Here is a 16,581-nt window from a genome sequence, read left to right as displayed (position 1 = left end):
AGACAGATGACCGCACTCCCGACACAACTTCCCGGAGAAAGAGTAAAAAAGGCGCTCGTGGCCTATTGCGAGATGAAGCAAAATCACCCGGAACGTGATCGACGCAGTCTTCTGGAAATGGTTGAAACCAGATTCGATCTGACCCCGCTCGAATGCGAGTTTCTCAACCGTCAGATCCTGGAGGAAGGAAAATAGGTTTTTGTGGGCCAGCTTTCAGTTGCGCTCATTCGGCCAGGATGGCAACAGCGCGGACAACGAGGTTTCCGTCGCGACCTGCCGTTGGTTGATATGGAAGACCAAAATCTGACCATGAGAAATTGCCGATGGACGCGTACAGCCAGATAATCGCCACTATCGCGCTAATGATGGGCACGGCCTGGGCAAGCGGCATCAATCTCTATGCCACGATCGCCATGCTCGGCATCCTGGGGAGCACCGGTAATATCGTTCTGCCTTCATCCCTCGTCATCCTCCAGGATCCTCTCATCATAGGGGCCGCCTCCCTGATGTACTGTGTCGAGTTTTTCGCCGACAAGACCCCGGGGGTGGATACCGGCTGGGATGCGATTCATTCATTTATCAGAATCCCGGCCGGGATCATGCTTGCAGCCGGCGCCGTCGGCGAGGTGAATCCGGCCCTGGCAATTGCGGCCGGCATCATCGGCGGATCCGTCGCCGCCACCAGTCACATGATCAAGGCCGGTACCCGGGTCCTGATCAACACCTCCCCCGAACCATTCTCGAACTGGGGGGCCTCGTTCACCGAAGATGTGGCGGTAATCGGTGGACTCTGGCTGGCACTCCATTCCCCCATGCTCTTTCTTGCCCTCTTTGTCCTGTTTATCATGCTGGCGATCTGGCTCATTCCTCAACTCTGGAAGGCCATCGTCACCGTCTTCAGGAAGATTTTCCGCCTCTTCGGCAAACAAAGTGTAACAGATCCAAGCGGACAGCCCGGAGCCCTCTCCGTCGGCGGCCCAGGCTTGGCGCAGCAACGCGGTCAATCACCCGCAGTCATGCTCCCGCCGCCGGAACCGCCGGTTCCCTGAGTTCATGCCGGCGCCAGGGCTCTCCTCTCGCCAAGCAGCTGTCGATACAGGGTCTCCGTCTGCTCACACATGGACTCGGTGGTGAAATGCTCCCGAACACGACGTTTTCCCTTTTCACCAAATGCTGCAAGCCGGGGTGATTCCATCGACAGCGCCTCATCAAGGGCGCGAGCCATATCAACTGGATCGGATGGCTGCACCAGCCAACCGGTCTCCTGATCGACAACGGTTTCGAGGCTGCCGCCATGCGCGGTGGCGATGACCGGTTTACCCATCGCCATTGCCTCGATACTCGTCCGGCCAAAGGCCTCCGGCTCGCTGGAAGAAGCTGAAATAACGACATCCGCGAGAGCATAGGCTGCCGGCATGTCCGAACAATGCCCCACCATCATGACCTTGCCGGCCAGACCGGATTTGGTCGCCAACTGCTTGAGTTCCTCTACAAATCCCGGATTTTCGTCGGTGTCCCCGACCAGTACCGCCTGGAAATCCTGATGGCGCAGCATAGCGAGACACTTGATGAACACGTCCTGCCCTTTCAGCCGGGTGAGCCGTCCCGGCAGCATGACGAGGGGTTGTCCGGCAGCTATCCCCCATTGCTGGCGCAGGCTTTCGACGCGCATGGGATCAACGTGTTCGGCGGCAAACTGCTGGATGTCGACCCCCCGAAAGATTAGGGTCACCCCCTCTTTCCGGCCATAACGTTCCCGTATATGCTTTTTTATGCTTTCCGATACGGCGATGACTTCCATGCCTCTGGTCATGATGGCGCTGTAGGCGTTCACCGAATAAAAACCATGGAAGGTCGTCACCAGAATCGGCCGCCGGTGTGGCGGCAGCGATTTCCAGGCCAGGTAGCCGACCCAGGCCGGCATGCGGGAGCGCAGGTGCAGGATATCCACCTTCTCCTTCTGCAACAGACGGCGCAGGGGAAGGACATATCGCAGGGACAACGGGCTCTTGCTGCCGACACTCCAGGTGACATGACGGCTTCCCTCTCTTTCGAGTTGAACGACGAGCCGTCCACCACCAGAGACGACGATCGAGCGATGCCCCTTGCCGGCCAGATAGCGGCCAACCTCGAGGGTCCCCCGTTCGACGCCGCCACCCTCGAGTTCAGGCAGCATCTGCACGACAGTGAAACGACGCCCTGTCCTTTTTGCCTCTTTTTCCTCGAGCAGGCGGGTATACAGATCGACTGTCTTGCTGCACATCAGCGCCGCGGTAAAATGTCGGGTGGCCCATTCCTTCCCCTCCGCACCCATTCGCCGCAACCGAGCCTGATCGGCCAGTGCCTGCCGTATGGCCTCGGCCATTGCCTGCGGGTCGGAAGGCGGCACCAGCCATCCGGTGGTCCCGTCGACGACGGTCTCCAGGCTGCCGCCATGGGCCGTGGCAATGACCGGCCGTCCCATCGCCATCGCCTCGATGGCCACCTTGCCGAAGGCCTCCGGCTGGCTGGATGAGGCGGAAACCACGACGTCTGCCACCAGCATGGCCGCCGGCATATCGGCGCAGTGACCGACCAGTCGTATCTTGTCGTCAAGACCGTAGCTGGCGATCTTGTCCCGCAGTCTTCTGGTGAATGACTGATTTTCATCAATATCTCCGACACACAGGGCAATAAACGGCAGATCTCTTATCAGGTTGAGGCTGTCGATGAAAACCTCCTGGCCTTTCCATTGGGTGAGCCGCCCTGGAAGAACGATCACCGGGAAATGATTGCCAACGAGCTGCCATTGTTGTCGCAGGGCGTCAACCCGATCCGGTTCAACCAGGTCGGGATCGAAGCATTGGACCTCAAACCCACCGTGAATCAACTCGATTCTATCAGGCTCGACATGATAATTCTGGAGGATGTGGTCACGAATCGTTTTCGAGACGGCGATAACCTTCTCGCCTTTGGTCATGATCGTCGAATACTGGTTGACCGAGTAAAAACCATGGAAACTGGTAACAAGGGCGGGACGGGAGTCATCCGGAAGCATGTTCCAGGCCAGATATCCTATCCAGCCCGGTAACCTTGAGCGGAGATGGACGACATCAATTTTTTCCTCGACAAACAGATGACGAAGTTTCTTGATGTATTTCAAGCATCTCGCACTTTTTTCACCGATGCAGGGCCAGAGCAGGTGCTCGCAGCCATTGCGTTCCAACAGCGGAACCAATCGTCCCCCTCCGGAAATGACAATCGACCGATGACCGCATCGGGCGAGATGGATGGCGAGTTCCACCGTTTCTCCCTCGACCCCGCCTTCTTCCAGTTCGGGAACAATCTGTACGACATTCAGTTTTTTGGAGGCCATCTCTTCACGATCTCTTCAGCACAGCGCCTGGCTTCATGTAAAGGCTCGTCATTTTCAGACCCCACCGCCTCTCGCCCTGAGAGCCAGTCCGCATAAACGACGGCCATGCCGTGTGCTGTCAGGTAGTCCGCACTTTTTTTGAATTTATTGACAGAGTTCAACCATTCCACCGGCAACATCCCAACCTTGCATCCGGCGCTCAGCGCCTCGTACACCATCGACATCGAATCGGCGGTAACCCAGACATGCAGGCTCCGGGCGTATTGTTGTTCAATCCATCCTGCAGATGTCGCCTCATATCTGACGAATTCGATGTTGGCGGACGCACGTGCCGCCGCAATCAGCATTTCGACCGTATCCATGGGAGTTCGCGGCGATGAACCGACGGTCCAATAAACATCCTGTCGCCGCCGTGCAATCTCCCGGACCTGCCCGACCGTCTCTGCCGAATGCCAGCGATGACTTTTTTTGTCAACGCCGCCGATAAGGATCAGTCCGCGGGACGGATCCTTGTCACCGCACGGTCGCGAGCAGTTGGGAGGACCGATGGTGGTCACGATGTTGCCGCCGTCTCTGGCTCCATCATGGAGTGGGACAAAGCAGAGATCAAAACAAGGTCGCAGGTAGGAGGCCGGAGTCATACAGGTCACGGCTGGAACACCCGCGATCTTCTTTTTCCTGAGCATCGGTACATGGGTCGAAGAACCGGTGCCGATAAGCAGGTCGATACCATGATGGTCCTTCGTTTCTTTCGCCGCCCGTGCCACAAGAAGTCCGGCGAGTTCGGCAATATTGCCCGGCACCCCCTTGCGCTTGATCTTGATCTCGATGATTTCCAGGTCGACAAGCCTGCCAAGTTCATACAGGATGCCCCTGGTCTGTTTCTCATGCCCCGGCCGACCATCAAAGTAGGCGAGGACTTTCATCGGCTGTTTATTTTCAGTCATGGAATGCAGCTTACACTCTCACGTTGTGCGTGCAAGCTCGATTTTTACGGCAATCGGCGGCAACAGGTGGTGTAGATTTGGCGATGAAACTGTAGAAAAATATCCTCGGACTACCGCGATTGAGGGGGAGGGCCGGAGGACGGCTTACGTGCCCCACCACCGGCAAGCTTGACAATGATCTGGCTGGTTTTCTGTAACCTGTTCGTCATCGTCTTGAAAAGATGACTGGAAATATGCGGGTATTTTTCGATTATTTCATCGATCTTGTTCCCAGGATAGCGTTTGATGGTACTCCGTCCCTGGGAAACGACCGTTGCCGTCCGCTGTTCGCCGGAGATGGACGCCATTTCCCCGAAGTATTCGCCCGGTTCGGTCAACTCGGCAATCTTTTTTCCTCCCTTGATGACCGCCAGGGCACCGCGGATAAGTTTGAAAAAATCAATATCGGTGTTCCCTTCCCGAATAATGATATCCCCGTCTTCATAATTTTCGACATCCGGATTGATCAGATAGGCTGGCAGGCTCTCCTTATGGGCGACCGTGCGGCGCAACGCCTCATCGATACTGGTGATTCCCTGCCGAACCTTGGCGAGCGCAGCTTCCCGCAGCGGCGTCATTCCTTCCTGGATGGCGACCTTGCGCAGTTGATCCTCAGGGACTTCGGCACTGACCGCCTTGCAGACCTCATCGGTCATTTCCATCAACTCGAAAAATCCGACCCGTCCCTTGTAGCCGAGCCCGTTGCATTCCGAACAACCGGTCGGTCCGTAGGTGACGACTGTATCCACTTCTTCCTCGCGAAAGCCGGCCCGCAGCAATTCTTCTCTCGAATGTTTGACGACTTTTTTACAATTCGCACAGAGTCTCCGGCCCAATCGCTGCGAAAGTACCATGGTCACCGATGAGGCCAGCATGTAAGGAGGGATGCCGATATCCACCAGACGAGCGATCGTGGCGGCGCTGTCGTTGGTGTGCAGGGTGGAGAACACCAGATGGCCGGTCATGGCCGCCTTGATCGCGATCTCGGCTGTCTCCATGTCCCGGATCTCACCGACCATGATGATATCCGGATCCTGGCGGAGAAAGGCCTTGAGAGCAGCGGCGAAGGTCATTCCAACCTCGTTGTGGACATTGACCTGATTGATGCCCTTGAAATTGAATTCAACCGGATCTTCCGCCGTCAGAATTTTGATATCCTCGCTGTTCAACGAGTTCAAGGCCGAATACAGGGTCACCGTCTTGCCTGAACCCGTCGGCCCGGTAACCAGCAGCAATCCCTGTGGTCTTGCCAGACAGCGTTTGAGCATCTCGAAGGTTTTGTCTTCGAACCCCAGTTTGGTCAGATCGACATTGAGTGAGCTTTTGTCCAGGATACGAAGGACGACGGATTCACCGTAAAGGGTAGGCAGGGAAGAGACTCGAAAATCGACCGATCGGTTGCGCCCGACCCGCATCTTGATACGCCCGTCCTGCGGCACCCGCCGTTCGGTGATATCGAGACCGGAGAGAATCTTGAGTCTGGCGACGAGGGCATTTTTGATGGTCAGCGGCAGATTCATGGCCTTGAAAAGGGAGCCGTCCTTGCGATACCGAACCTGCATGTTCTTTTCATAGGGCTCGACATGGACATCCGAGACCCCATCCTGTACCGCTTTGATCAGGATGCCGTTAACCAGTTTGATAATAGGGGCATCGGAAGCGGCAAACTGATCGAAATTTTCTTCGTTGCCACTGGAATCAATCTCAAAATCATCCGCCGCTTCGGCCAGGATCGAGCCGAAATCATCAACCTCGGTGACCTTGTCATCCTCGTGCGACTCTTCCTTCGCCAGGAAGAAACTCTTCGCCTCTTCGTCACTGATACCGTAGTGCTTCCTGTAGGCCTCGACGATATCTTTTTCTGTCGAGACACAGACCGACAGTTCCTTGTTCAAGGCATTCTGCAGTTCCTCCACGGCCATGGCATCGGTCGGTTCGGACATGGTGATCTGCAATGTATTTCCGGCCATCCGTAAGGGAAAGGCCATATACTGCTTGGCGGTCTCGTAAGAAAGGAGTTTCAGCGCGTCCTTGGAAGGTGGTTCGTTCTGAATGACAACCGGAGGGTAATTATGCTGTCGACTGAGAAAATTGAAAACCGTATTCTCATCGATGTAGTCGAGTTGACGAAGAATAGTGCTCAACCGTCCACCGGTTTTCTGCATTTCCTTCTTGGCGTTTTCCAACTGTGATGGCGTTATATACCCGGCCTTGCTCAACAGCTCGCCGATCTTCAGTTTACCCGCACCAGACTGATCTTTGACGGTTTTTTTCATCGAAGTTCCGGTACGACCTGCCGTACTCGCTAACGCAGCCATATTCGCATTCATCCTGAATGGGTATATTCTTCTCTTCTTCCGATCTATGTTCCGGAAAGCCTTAAACCTGTAAAATACCTTTTATCCATGGAAAATGAAATTGATTATTACATTTAATGAGTCCGTATGCCCATTGCTTTCAGGGGTCAGGCAAGGCAAAAAAGGTCCTTTCATCTCATTTCGAGATAAAAGGACCTCTGGTATCCCGCTCAATCTACAACAACGGGTATCTTTTTCTGAACTCTGCGGCAAGCGGGATCATGATCTCCCGCATAGACGGCTCTGCTGCCTGGGTGGTTCGCAAAGAGAAAATATGCTTCCATTCCGAAATATTACAATACATAATGATCTCGGTCTTACAGGAATTGGGGAGAACGGTACGCGCCGCCTGAGGCGTCGATGTCTCGAGGAGCTGAAGATACAGCCGTTCGGTCTCCTCCATTGCCTGCTGCCAGAGGCTGTACTCGGCTGTGCCCTTCTCAAAAAACACCGGTTTGATAAAGGTCACCTGATTGCCGAACTTGTCCTGGCTGTAGCGGCAGTAGCGCTGACTTTCCTGCAGGAAGGAACAGGGGCGGTGCCGAACCAGCTCATGGGTAACCGCCCTGTTGACGATGAACCTGACCCCGACATGGCGATGCCGACGCAGGAGAGGCATCGGCATGTTTTCGACCTCGGAGAGACTCATTTTGCGGATATCCAGCCCCGGTTCCCGTGGCAGGACCTTGTCGGCCGAGAAAACACCTTCAAAAAGATAGGAGGTCTTGCCGTGAAGAACGGCCAAGATACCGTTGACGATCGGATTGTCGCAATGCTGCAGGGAAATTTCGCGATAGGCCCTGATGGAGCCGGTGACGATGCAGCCGGCCGGTGTCGGGTCGATTATCAGGAACCTGGGCTGACAGGCAAAGAGCTGCGCCAGCAGGGCCGGACGACAGGTAACGTCAAACGTCGCCACGGCCATCTCGAGCACCGAATTATGTCCATGGGCCGAGACCTTCGTGACAAAGGGAATTGCCGAATCCTCCGTGATCTTGTCCTCGCTCTTGTAACAGACCCTGCCGCAGGCCTCGAGGCGTACGGCCAGGGAGGATCGATCGAGATCATCCTGGATTTCAAACGAAGGTTCGACAATTTTCATAGGCTCAGTTTCCTTTCCAGAAGGGCGACATCTGCCGGAGGGATTCGATGATGCCCGGCATCTTTGCCAGAACGAAATCGATTTCAGCCTCGGTGTTGTACGAGCTCAACGAAAAGCGGATCGACCCATGGGCAGCGGTGAAGGGGACGCCCATGGCGCGCAGGACATGGGAAGGCTCAAGGGACCCCGAAGTGCAGGCCGAACCGGATGAAGCGCAGATGTTATAGCGATTCATGTGCAGCAGGATCGCCTCCCCTTCCACGAACTCGAAGCTGATATTGCTGGTGTTCGGCAGTCGTTCGGTCTGGTGCCCGTTGCGCATCGATCTCGGCACGGCGGCGAGCAGTCCCTCTTCGAGTTTGTCCCTGAGGGCTCTGACCCTGGTGTTTTCATCATCCATCCTCTCCGCCGCCAGATCGCAGGCCTTTCCCAGAGCGATGATCGAGGCGACGTTCTCGGTGCCGCCACGGCGCCCCTTCTCCTGATGCCCGCCGGTCAAAAAAGGCACGAACATCGTTCCCCGGCGTACGTACAGCACCCCGACCCCCTTCGGCGCATGGAGCTTGTGACCGGACAGGGAGAGGAAATCGACCTCCAGATCCTTGAGATTGATCGGCACCTTGCCAACCGCCTGGACGGCATCGGTATGGAAGAGAATCCCCCGCTCCTTGGCCATCTTCGCCATTTCGGCAACCGGGAAAATGACACCTGTCTCATTGTTGGCCCACATGACGCTGACGATAGCCGTATCATCGGTCAGCGCCTCCTCATACTCGCCCAGGTCAAGCATGCCGTCCGCATCGACCTTCAGTCGGGTCACCCTGTGCTTGTGCCCGGTCAGGCGATCAAGGTTTTCGCAGAGGTTCTTGACCGCCGGATGCTCGACCCGGGTCGTGACGATATGGCGTTTTTCAGGGTAGGTCTGGAGAGCGGACAGAATCGCGGTCGAATCGCTCTCGGTGCCGCAACTGGTAAAGGTGATCTCCTCCGGTTCGGCACCAATCAGATTCGCCACCTGGTCACGGGCCTTTGCCAGCGCGTGACCGACCTGGCCGCCGAAGGTATGCATGCTCGACGGATTGCCATAATAATCAGCCAGGAAAGGCATCATCGTCTCGAGGACCTCGGGAGCAATCCTGGTTGTCGCGTTGTTATCCATGTAGATAACCGCATCGTTATGCAGTTCCATCAGTTTTCCTCCACGATCAGGGTATCCAGGACGAGCTCGCGCAATTTCTTCTCCACGTATTCCTTGATCGTGGTCTGCGATTTCGCGCAGCTTTTGCAGGCCCCGCGCAGCGAAACGCTGACGAAATCGCCATCGACGTCGATCAACTCGATATCGCCGCCATCCTTGCGCAGGCCCGGTCTGATCTCCCGCTCGAGAACATCCTCGATCTTCTTGATCTTCTGCAGCGTCGTCATCTTTTTCGGTTTTTCCATCGGTTTGATCCATTCCAGCTTGCCCTCCACCGTCCGCTGCAGGATCTCCCGGAGCTTGTCCTCGCATTTTCCGCAACCGCCGCCGGCCTTGGTGAAGTTGGTGATCTCTTCGACGGACCGGAGGTTGGACTCGTTGATCGCCCGGATGATCTCGAGGTCGGTGACCCCGAAACATTCACAGACGATCTCTCCTTCCGCCATCGGCAGCGTCAGACCGCGATAATCGGCGATCGCCGCCTCGAGAGCCTCCCGCCCCATGACCGAACAGTGCATCTTCTCCTTCGGCAGGCCGCCGAGATAGTCGGCGATGTCCTCGTTGGTGATCTTGCTCGCCTCGTCGAGACTCATCCCCTTGACCATCTCCGTCAGCGCCGATGAAGAGGCGATGGCGCTGGCACAGCCGAACGTCTTGAATTTGGCGTCGGTGATGATCCCCTTGTCATCGACCTTGATCGTCAGTTTCAGAGCGTCGCCGCAAGCCAGAGAACCGACATCGCCTGTCCCGTCGGCCTGCTCCACCTCGCCGACGTTGCGTGGATTCAAAAAATGTTCTTTTACCAGATCCGTATATTCCCACATAATAGAGTAACTCCTGAATATTGTTTATCAGAAAAGCCTTTTCAGAGTGACAATAATACCTGGGGCGCAAAAAGCAACCGGGTTTTATCCGTTGCCGACGGCCCTGGCAGCAAGCGAAGGACGGGTCTCGGCATTTACAGCAACCCGATCTCGGCCAGCATCGCCCGGGCAGTGGCCACCAGGTCGGCGGTGCCGTCGGCCGTCCTCGATTCGACGTAGAAACGGATCTTCGGTTCGGTCCCCGAGGGGCGGATCATCAGCCAGGAACCGTCGTCGAGGATCATCTTGCGGCCATCGAGGGTGATGACTTCGGTAATCCTCTTCGGCTCCCCGCCAACGTTGATGGTCACGCCGGGAGCGTATTTTTCGAGGCGGGCGAGGGTATCGAGCAGTTCCTTTCCCTTGATCCGCACGGCCACCCCGTCACGGTCGGGATGGTAGGCGCCGTAGAGATCTTCAATATCCTGCAGGTACTCGCTCAGATTTTTGCCGGTTGCGGTCACCATGTCGAGGGCCAGAAGGAGGCCGATATATGCGTCCTTTTCCGGGGTGTGGCCGACTATCGAGATGCCGTCCGACTCCTCGAAGATGACCAGAGCACGACCGATGACCGGTTTGAACTCCTTGAATCCGACCTTCGGTTCGAACAGTTCCTCGCCGAAGGCCTCAGCCAGCCGGTTGGCCATATTCGAGGTGGCCACCGTTTTTGCGACCATCCCCCTCTTGCCCCGATATTCATGGAGAAAATGGTAGGCCATGGCGCCAAACTGATTCATGCCGATTTCTTTGCGGCCATCGGTAAATCGTATCCTGTCCCCATCCGGATCGATGATCGCCCCCAGCTTCAACCGTTGCGGACGGGCGTTGATCGCCGCTACCACCCCTCTCATATTGGCGCTGGAGGGCTCCGGAGCGATGCCGCCGAAGGTCACATCAGCAGTGTCCCGCAGGGTTATGAGGCGATCGCTCGTCGTGTCGGCAAACAGCCTGCGGATGTGGAGACGGCTGGCGCCATGGACCGAATCGACGGCAACGACGATATCGTCGCGGCGGTGAAATTCTTCGATGATCCGGTCGAGGTCAAGACCATGCGTACCCTTATTCCGGCGGACCAGGCTTTTCCAGGCGGCCAGCGAATCGAACGGTCGCAGCCCGGCGGACTCCTTCACCTGCCAGGAAAAATCGCCGCCGGCAGTGGCGCAGATATCGGTGGCCATCAGCCGCCTGGCATTGACGGTGATCCGTTCCGTTAACATCGTCGCCGCCGGTCCGGCATCGGCAGCATTGTATTTGTATCCGCCGTACTCGAGGGGATTGTGCGAAGGGGTCAGGTTGACCGAGAAGGCGGCACCCAGTTCGAGGACCGCCGCCGACAGGACACCGGTGGTCGATTCGCCGGCGTAGTGGACCGTAAACCCCGCCGCCAGCAGGACATTGGCGGCTGCCGCCGCCAAGACCCCGCCATCGAAGCGGTTGTCGAAACCGAGGACACAGCCACGCAGCTGAGCCTCGTCGAAACTGTTGACGCCGAGATACAGACCGCTTTCGCTGTCACGTTCGAGATCCCGATAGAGTTCAACGATCGCCGCGGTCACCACCATGACCGACCTGACGAATATGTCCTTGCCGAGACGGCCGCGCCAGCCGGAGGTCCCAAAGGTCACCGGTTCTGTCGGCTGCCCCTGGTTTTCGAGGATCTCCCGATGCACCAGGGCATAGACTCTGTCGATCTCCTGCTGCCAGGAGAGGCCTTCGCTGTTTCTTCGGGCAACCAGTTCCTTGAGCAGTGCAAAGTAGTCGCTGGCGCCATGATCTCCTGCAACCAGATATCGGGCGAACAGCTGCCCGGTCGTGTCCATCGCCGCCATCCTCAGTCCTCCGTTGAATTGACGTTGCCGCGGTTGACACATCGGGCTCCAAGCCAACCCCGCCAGCCAGCCGCTCTCAGTACAGTATCTTAACGGCAGAAACATCCAGTTGTACAGATTTTTCCCTTGTTTTTCGTTTTGTTGCCATCCTTTTCCAGTCCCCCTGGTGCTTGACAGATATCAATGTCTCTTCTATATTTTAACAGCAATACTGATCGTAACGCCAACCTCATACGGCCGCAGCGAAAATTCAGCTGCATGACCTTTCAGGCCCGTTATCGACACGTCAACATTTCCCCCAATCCCACCTCACCCAACAGCCAGGAGCAATACATGGCCCATAATCATGAAAAGGAACTGATCCTGTGGTTCGACGACATCGGCATCGATGATGTAGCCCTTGTCGGCGGCAAAAACGCATCACTCGGCGAGATGTATCAGTACCTGACCTCCCGCGGCGTCCAGGTGCCGCACGGATTTGCGATCACCGCTTCCGCCTACCGCCATCTCATCGAGACCAGCGGGGTGCAGAACGCGGTCACAGAGGCGCTGGCGGGGCTCGACACCCACAACCTCCGGAATCTGCAGGAACGGGGCAAAAAGGTCCGGGGCATCATCAGGAACGCCCCTATTCCAACCGATCTGCGAGAGGCCATCACCACCGCCTATAAAAAGATGGAGGACGAATACGGTGTCAATGTCGATGTCGCCATCCGTTCCTCGGCCACCGCCGAAGACCTGCCGGACGCCTCCTTCGCCGGTCAGCAGGACACCTACCTCAACGTCCGGGGGGCGGAGGCGGTAATCGACTATTGCAGCCAGTGCTTCGCCAGTCTGTTCACTGACCGGGCGATCTCCTACCGTCACGACAAGGGCTTTGGCCAGTTCGACGTCTACCTGTCGATTGTGGTCCAGAAAATGGTCCGCTCCGACAGCGCCTGTTCCGGGGTGCTCTTCACCCTCGACACCGAATCGGGTTTCCAGAACGCGGTGTATATCACCGGCTCGTGGGGGCTCGGGGAGAATATCGTCCAGGGAGCCGTCACCCCCGACGAGTACTACGTCTTCAAGCCGACCCTGGTAGAAGGCAAGCGGCCTATCGTCTCCAAGCGCCTCGGCAGCAAGGAGATCAAGATGATCTATGACAACCGCCCCGACGCCAGGCATCCGGTGATCAATATCCCGACGACCGATAGCGAGCGCAACTCCTATATTCTCAGCGACGACGAACTGCTGCAGCTCGCCCGCTGGGCGATGATCATCGAGGAGCACTACGGCTGCAACATGGATGTGGAATGGGCCAAGGACGGCGACGGGGTCACCAAAGGCAACGGTCAGCTCTACATCGTCCAGGCCCGGCCCGAGACCGTCCATTCCCAGACGTCGAAAAATATCACCGAAACTTACCTGCTCAAGAACCATGGCAAGATCCTGGTCAAGGGGCAGGCCGTCGGCGCCAAGATCGGCCAAGGCCCGGCCCGAGTAATAGGTACGGTGGGCGGCATCAATGATTTCCAGCCCGGCGAGGTCCTGGTCACCGATATGACCGACCCGGACTGGGAACCGATCATGAAGAGGGCCGGAGCAATCGTCACCAACCGCGGCGGGCGGACCTGCCATGCGGCGATCATCTCCCGCGAACTCGGCATTCCCTGCCTGATCGGCACTGTTGACGGAACCGAGCGCATCGCCCCGGGGATGGAGGTCACCGTCTCCTGCGCCGAGGGTGAGACCGGTTATGTCTTTGCCGGCAGGCTCGAATACACGATAGAGCGACTCAATCTCGACGAAGTCCCGGAAACCAGGACCAGGATCATGCTCAACGTCGGCATCCCGGAGAAGGCCTTCTTCGAATGCCAGGTCCCCAATGACGGCGTCGGGTTGGCCCGGGAGGAGTTCATCATCAACGCCCACATCGGCATCCATCCGCTCGCCCTTTATAACTATGATGACCTGCGGAAAAAAGCCGCAGACGGTGATGACGATCTCGCCGAGATCGTCGCCGAGATCGACAAACGGACCACCGCCTACCCCCACGACAAACGGCAGTTTTTCATCGACAAACTGGCGGAGGGGGTCGGCCGCATCGCCGCCGGCTTTTACCCCAAGGACGTTATCGTCCGTCTTTCCGATTTCAAGTCGAATGAATACGCCAACCTCGTCGGCGGCAAACTCTACGAGCCGGTGGAATCGAACCCGATGATCGGCTGGCGCGGGGCCTCGCGTTACTACGACCCGAAGTACAAGGCGGCCTTCGAACTGGAGTGTAAGGGACTGCTCAAGGCCCGCAACGACATGGGACTGACCAACATCAAGCTGATGGTCCCGTTCTGCCGGACTCCTGAGGAAGGGAAAAAAGTTATCGAAACGATGAAGGAATTCGGCCTAGTCCAAGGCGAGAACGGTCTCGAAGTCTACGTCATGTGCGAAATCCCGTCGAATGTCATTTCCGCCGACGCCTTCTGCGACATCTTCGACGGCTTCTCGATCGGGTCGAACGATCTGACCCAGCTGACCCTCGGCCTCGATCGCGACTCCGATCTGGTCGCCCACATTTTCGACGAGCGCAATCCGGCGATCAAAACCCTGGTCAAGATGGCCATCGACACCGCCAAAAGGCGGGGCCGCAAGATCGGAATCTGCGGCCAGGCCCCCTCCGATTTCCCGGAATTCGCCACATTTCTCGTCGAATGCGGCATCGATTCGATCAGCCTGATTCCGGATTCGGCGGTCAAGACCAGACTACGGGTTCTAAAGAAGGAACAGGAACTCGGCATCACTCCATGACTGACAGGCGGGGACGGCCGGCACATCGGTCTGTCCCCGCCTGCCCGCATTTACTGTGTCACTTTCCGCGCCTCGCTGACCAGCATCACCGGAATGCCGTCCTTTATCTCATAGAGCAGACCGCACTTTTCACAGAGCAGCCCCTTTTCTTCGTTCACCAGTTTCACCGGCCCCTTGCACTGAGGGCAGGCAAGAATCTCGGCGAGTTCTTTCATATCCATGCCGTGTACCTTGTTCTTATATCATCGATTTACTTACAGTTGAGTGTATGGACTGCGTCAAAGATACATGGTACAGTGCAATAATCAATTGAATTTGATCATCCTCCTGCTGGAGACGGAAATCAAGAGGATGTCTCATCCGCTTCGGGCAGGCAGCCCATAAAATTCTCGGAAATCAGCCAATGACCAACAAGCTCGGTTGTATCGGTGGAGGACAGATGGGAGAGGCCCTGATCAAGGGCATCCTCCAGTCAGGTCTCTATCCGAAGGAACAGATCGTCGTCGCCGACCCCGATGCCGATCGGCGGCAGTTCCTGGAGCAGACTTACTCCGTCGCAACCAGCGGCAACAGCGCCGACGTATGGTTGACAAGCGATACGGTGATCCTTGCCGTCAAGCCCCAGGTCATGGGCCGTTTGCTCCGCCGGGACAAAGACCATGTGAGCGAAAGGCACCTGATCATCACGATCGCCGCCGGTCTGCCCCTGTCTTTTTACAACGATTGTCTCAACGCACGGGCATACCGGATTATCAGGGTTATGCCGAACACCCCTGCCCTCGTTCTCGAAGGGGCATCGGCCCTCAGCGGTAACGAAAACGTCACCGCAACCGATCTGCAACAGGCAATTGGGATCTTCAACTCCGTCGGCAAGGCGATCGTCGTCGCCGAGGAGTATCTTGACGCCGTAACAGGCCTCAGCGGCTCGGGACCGGCCTATGTCTTCACTTTCACCGAGGCGATGATCGACGCCGGAGTCAAGTGCGGCCTGCCTCGCAATGTCGCCGAAGCCCTCACTCTTCAAACAATTCTTGGATCAGTCAATCTATTGCGGCAGAGCGGGGAACATCCGGCAGTTCAGCGCGCCAGGGTGACTTCGCCGGGAGGAACGACCATTGCCGGACTGCATGTCCTGGAACGAGCCGGTTTTTCAGGTATCATCATCGATGCGGTCGAGGCCGCGACCCGGCGGTCGCTGGAGTTGGGCGGCAAAAGATGAGCGACTTCTACCCCCCTGTTCGCATCCTGCCGTCGATAACCATCCGCAGGGCCGGGATCATAACCAAACCGGACGACCAGGAATCGGCTGAATATGCGGGACGTCTCGGCGAATGGTTCGGGAAACGGCAGATAGAGACAACCGTTGACTGCATAACGTCCGATCTCGACATCCTGATCGTGCTCGGCGGCGATGGAACTTTGCTCCATATCGCTGAGAATGCAGCTCTCCATGCAATTCCGGTAGTCGGTATCAACCTTGGCTACCTCGGTTTCCTTACAGAATTCACGGCTACGGAAACGGAAAACGTCCTGCATTCACTCCTTGCCGGGCCTGTAACCATCGAAAACCGGCAGATGCTGCGGGTTCGGCTGTTATCGGGTGGCGTCAGCAGCGGCAACCGATATGCCCTCAATGAAGTCGTCATCAACAAGAAAGCTGAGGATCGCCTCCTTAATCTGGCCTCCAGGGCCGACAACAACACCATTACTACCTACAAAGCCGACGGCCTGATCTTTTCCACCCCGACCGGGTCCACGGCCTACAACCTCTCAGCTGGCGGGCCACTCGTCCATCCGGGGTTGGCGGCAATCCTCGTTACCCCTATCTGTCCCTTCATGCTCGGCAGCCGTCCAATCATCCTGCCTGCCGACCGGATCATCACCACCAGCTTCGACAGCCGCTCAGACAGCGCCAGGGCCAAAATTATCGTTGATGGGCAGCCGACCTGGGATATGCGCCAGGGTGACATCCTCGAAATCAAATCCGCCTCTCTTCCCCTCCGCCTGGTCACCTCCGCCAGACGCGATTATTTCTCCATCCTGCGCACTAAGCTCCATTGGGGTTTTCAAGGAACACCTAACCGAGACTAACCCCGTATTTACG

At 57.0% G+C, this 16,581-nt stretch carries 13 protein-coding genes; 5 read left to right on the top strand and 8 right to left on the bottom strand.

The genetic code is table 11. The annotated features are described in order from the left end of the window. Nucleotides 1-6 precede the first annotated feature (6 nt). Both HNQ81_RS00410 and HNQ81_RS00405 read left to right on the top strand, forming a co-directional pair. On the top strand, nt 7-195 hold the full coding sequence (locus HNQ81_RS00410; protein ID WP_183347168.1) for a hypothetical protein: 189 nt from the start codon (nt 7-9) through the stop codon (nt 193-195). 128 nt (nt 196-323) lie between these two features. Further along, nucleotides 324-1,049 carry a DUF4126 domain-containing protein gene (locus HNQ81_RS00405; protein ID WP_183347166.1) on the top strand — a complete coding sequence of 242 codons (726 nt, stop codon included), beginning with the start codon at nt 324-326 and terminating at the stop codon, nt 1,047-1,049. 2 nt (nt 1,050-1,051) lie between these two features. Here HNQ81_RS00405 and HNQ81_RS17435 read toward each other — a convergent pair whose 3' ends face one another. The 7 genes from HNQ81_RS17435 to HNQ81_RS00370 all read right to left on the bottom strand — a co-directional run bounded on the left by HNQ81_RS17435 (nt 1,052) and on the right by HNQ81_RS00370 (nt 11,690). Continuing rightward, entirely contained in the window at nt 1,052-3,355 is a 2,304-nt protein-coding gene (locus HNQ81_RS17435; RefSeq protein ID WP_240191556.1) for a glycosyltransferase family 4 protein, read from the bottom strand. Then, nucleotides 3,337-4,302: a mitochondrial fission ELM1 family protein gene (locus HNQ81_RS00395; protein ID WP_183347164.1), complete on the bottom strand. Its 966-nt coding sequence runs from the start codon at nt 4,300-4,302 to the stop codon at nt 3,337-3,339. The genes HNQ81_RS17435 and HNQ81_RS00395 overlap by 19 nt, the downstream gene beginning before the upstream one ends. Nucleotides 4,303-4,412: 110 nt before the next feature. Next, nucleotides 4,413-6,617 carry a type IV-A pilus assembly ATPase PilB gene (gene pilB, locus HNQ81_RS00390; protein ID WP_183347162.1) on the bottom strand — a complete coding sequence of 735 codons (2,205 nt, stop codon included), beginning with the start codon at nt 6,615-6,617 and terminating at the stop codon, nt 4,413-4,415. Nucleotides 6,618-6,873: 256 nt separating this feature from the next. After that, on the bottom strand, nt 6,874-7,800 hold the full coding sequence (locus tag HNQ81_RS00385; protein WP_183347160.1) for an FAD-dependent thymidylate synthase: 927 nt from the start codon (nt 7,798-7,800) through the stop codon (nt 6,874-6,876). Nucleotides 7,801-7,804: 4 nt separating this feature from the next. After that, a complete protein-coding gene (nifS, locus tag HNQ81_RS00380; protein WP_183347158.1) occupies nt 7,805-8,989 on the bottom strand; it encodes a cysteine desulfurase NifS in 1,185 nt (394 codons plus the stop codon). Next, nucleotides 8,989-9,822, bottom strand: coding sequence for a Fe-S cluster assembly protein NifU (gene nifU / locus HNQ81_RS00375; protein WP_183347156.1), 834 nt, complete (start codon nt 9,820-9,822; stop codon nt 8,989-8,991). The genes nifS and nifU overlap by 1 nt, the downstream gene beginning before the upstream one ends. Nucleotides 9,823-9,956: 134 nt before the next feature. Then, entirely contained in the window at nt 9,957-11,690 is a 1,734-nt protein-coding gene (locus tag HNQ81_RS00370; protein ID WP_183347154.1) for a phosphohexomutase domain-containing protein, read from the bottom strand. A gap of 333 nt (nt 11,691-12,023) precedes the next feature. Between HNQ81_RS00370 and ppsA the strand changes: the two genes are divergently transcribed. Beyond that, the gene (gene ppsA / locus HNQ81_RS00365; protein WP_183347152.1) at nt 12,024-14,477 is read left to right on the top strand and encodes a phosphoenolpyruvate synthase; all 2,454 of its coding nucleotides are present in this window, start codon (nt 12,024-12,026) and stop codon (nt 14,475-14,477) included. 50 nt (nt 14,478-14,527) lie between these two features. On the opposite strand, the gene HNQ81_RS00360 is transcribed toward ppsA, so the two are convergent. Then, nucleotides 14,528-14,698, bottom strand: a complete 171-nt coding sequence (locus tag HNQ81_RS00360; RefSeq protein WP_183347150.1) for a Trm112 family protein — start codon at nt 14,696-14,698, stop codon at nt 14,528-14,530. A 182-nt stretch (nt 14,699-14,880) separates the two neighbouring features. On the opposite strand from HNQ81_RS00360, the gene proC reads away from it, so the two are divergent. Together proC and HNQ81_RS00350 are read left to right on the top strand one after the other, a co-directional pair. After that, on the top strand, nt 14,881-15,696 hold the full coding sequence (gene proC / locus HNQ81_RS00355) for a pyrroline-5-carboxylate reductase (protein WP_183347148.1): 816 nt from the start codon (nt 14,881-14,883) through the stop codon (nt 15,694-15,696). Continuing rightward, entirely contained in the window at nt 15,693-16,568 is an 876-nt protein-coding gene (locus HNQ81_RS00350) for an NAD(+)/NADH kinase (RefSeq protein ID WP_183347146.1), read from the top strand. Before proC ends, HNQ81_RS00350 begins: the two co-directional genes overlap by 4 nt. Nucleotides 16,569-16,581 lie beyond the last annotated feature (13 nt).

This window comes from Desulfoprunum benzoelyticum (assembly GCF_014201505.1).
Lineage (GTDB): Bacteria > Desulfobacterota > Desulfobulbia > Desulfobulbales > Desulfocapsaceae > Desulfoprunum > Desulfoprunum benzoelyticum.
Note: the sequence above shows the minus strand (reverse complement) of the source record. Positions and strands in the feature narration are given on the sequence as shown.

Coding starts and splice junctions, on each gene's coding strand:
- HNQ81_RS00410 (WP_183347168.1), top strand. CDS start 7: ATGACCGCACTCCCGACACAACTTCCCGGAGAAAGAGTAAAAAAGGCG.
- HNQ81_RS00405 (WP_183347166.1), top strand. CDS start 324: ATGGACGCGTACAGCCAGATAATCGCCACTATCGCGCTAATGATGGGC.
- HNQ81_RS17435 (WP_240191556.1), bottom strand. CDS start 3,355: ATGGCCTCCAAAAAACTGAATGTCGTACAGATTGTTCCCGAACTGGAA.
- HNQ81_RS00395 (WP_183347164.1), bottom strand. CDS start 4,302: ATGACTGAAAATAAACAGCCGATGAAAGTCCTCGCCTACTTTGATGGT.
- pilB (WP_183347162.1), bottom strand. CDS start 6,617: ATGAAAAAAACCGTCAAAGATCAGTCTGGTGCGGGTAAACTGAAGATC.
- HNQ81_RS00385 (WP_183347160.1), bottom strand. CDS start 7,800: ATGAAAATTGTCGAACCTTCGTTTGAAATCCAGGATGATCTCGATCGA.
- nifS (WP_183347158.1), bottom strand. CDS start 8,989: ATGGAACTGCATAACGATGCGGTTATCTACATGGATAACAACGCGACA.
- nifU (WP_183347156.1), bottom strand. CDS start 9,822: ATGTGGGAATATACGGATCTGGTAAAAGAACATTTTTTGAATCCACGC.
- HNQ81_RS00370 (WP_183347154.1), bottom strand. CDS start 11,690: ATGGCGGCGATGGACACGACCGGGCAGCTGTTCGCCCGATATCTGGTT.
- ppsA (WP_183347152.1), top strand. CDS start 12,024: ATGGCCCATAATCATGAAAAGGAACTGATCCTGTGGTTCGACGACATC.
- HNQ81_RS00360 (WP_183347150.1), bottom strand. CDS start 14,698: ATGGATATGAAAGAACTCGCCGAGATTCTTGCCTGCCCTCAGTGCAAG.
- proC (WP_183347148.1), top strand. CDS start 14,881: ATGACCAACAAGCTCGGTTGTATCGGTGGAGGACAGATGGGAGAGGCC.
- HNQ81_RS00350 (WP_183347146.1), top strand. CDS start 15,693: ATGAGCGACTTCTACCCCCCTGTTCGCATCCTGCCGTCGATAACCATC.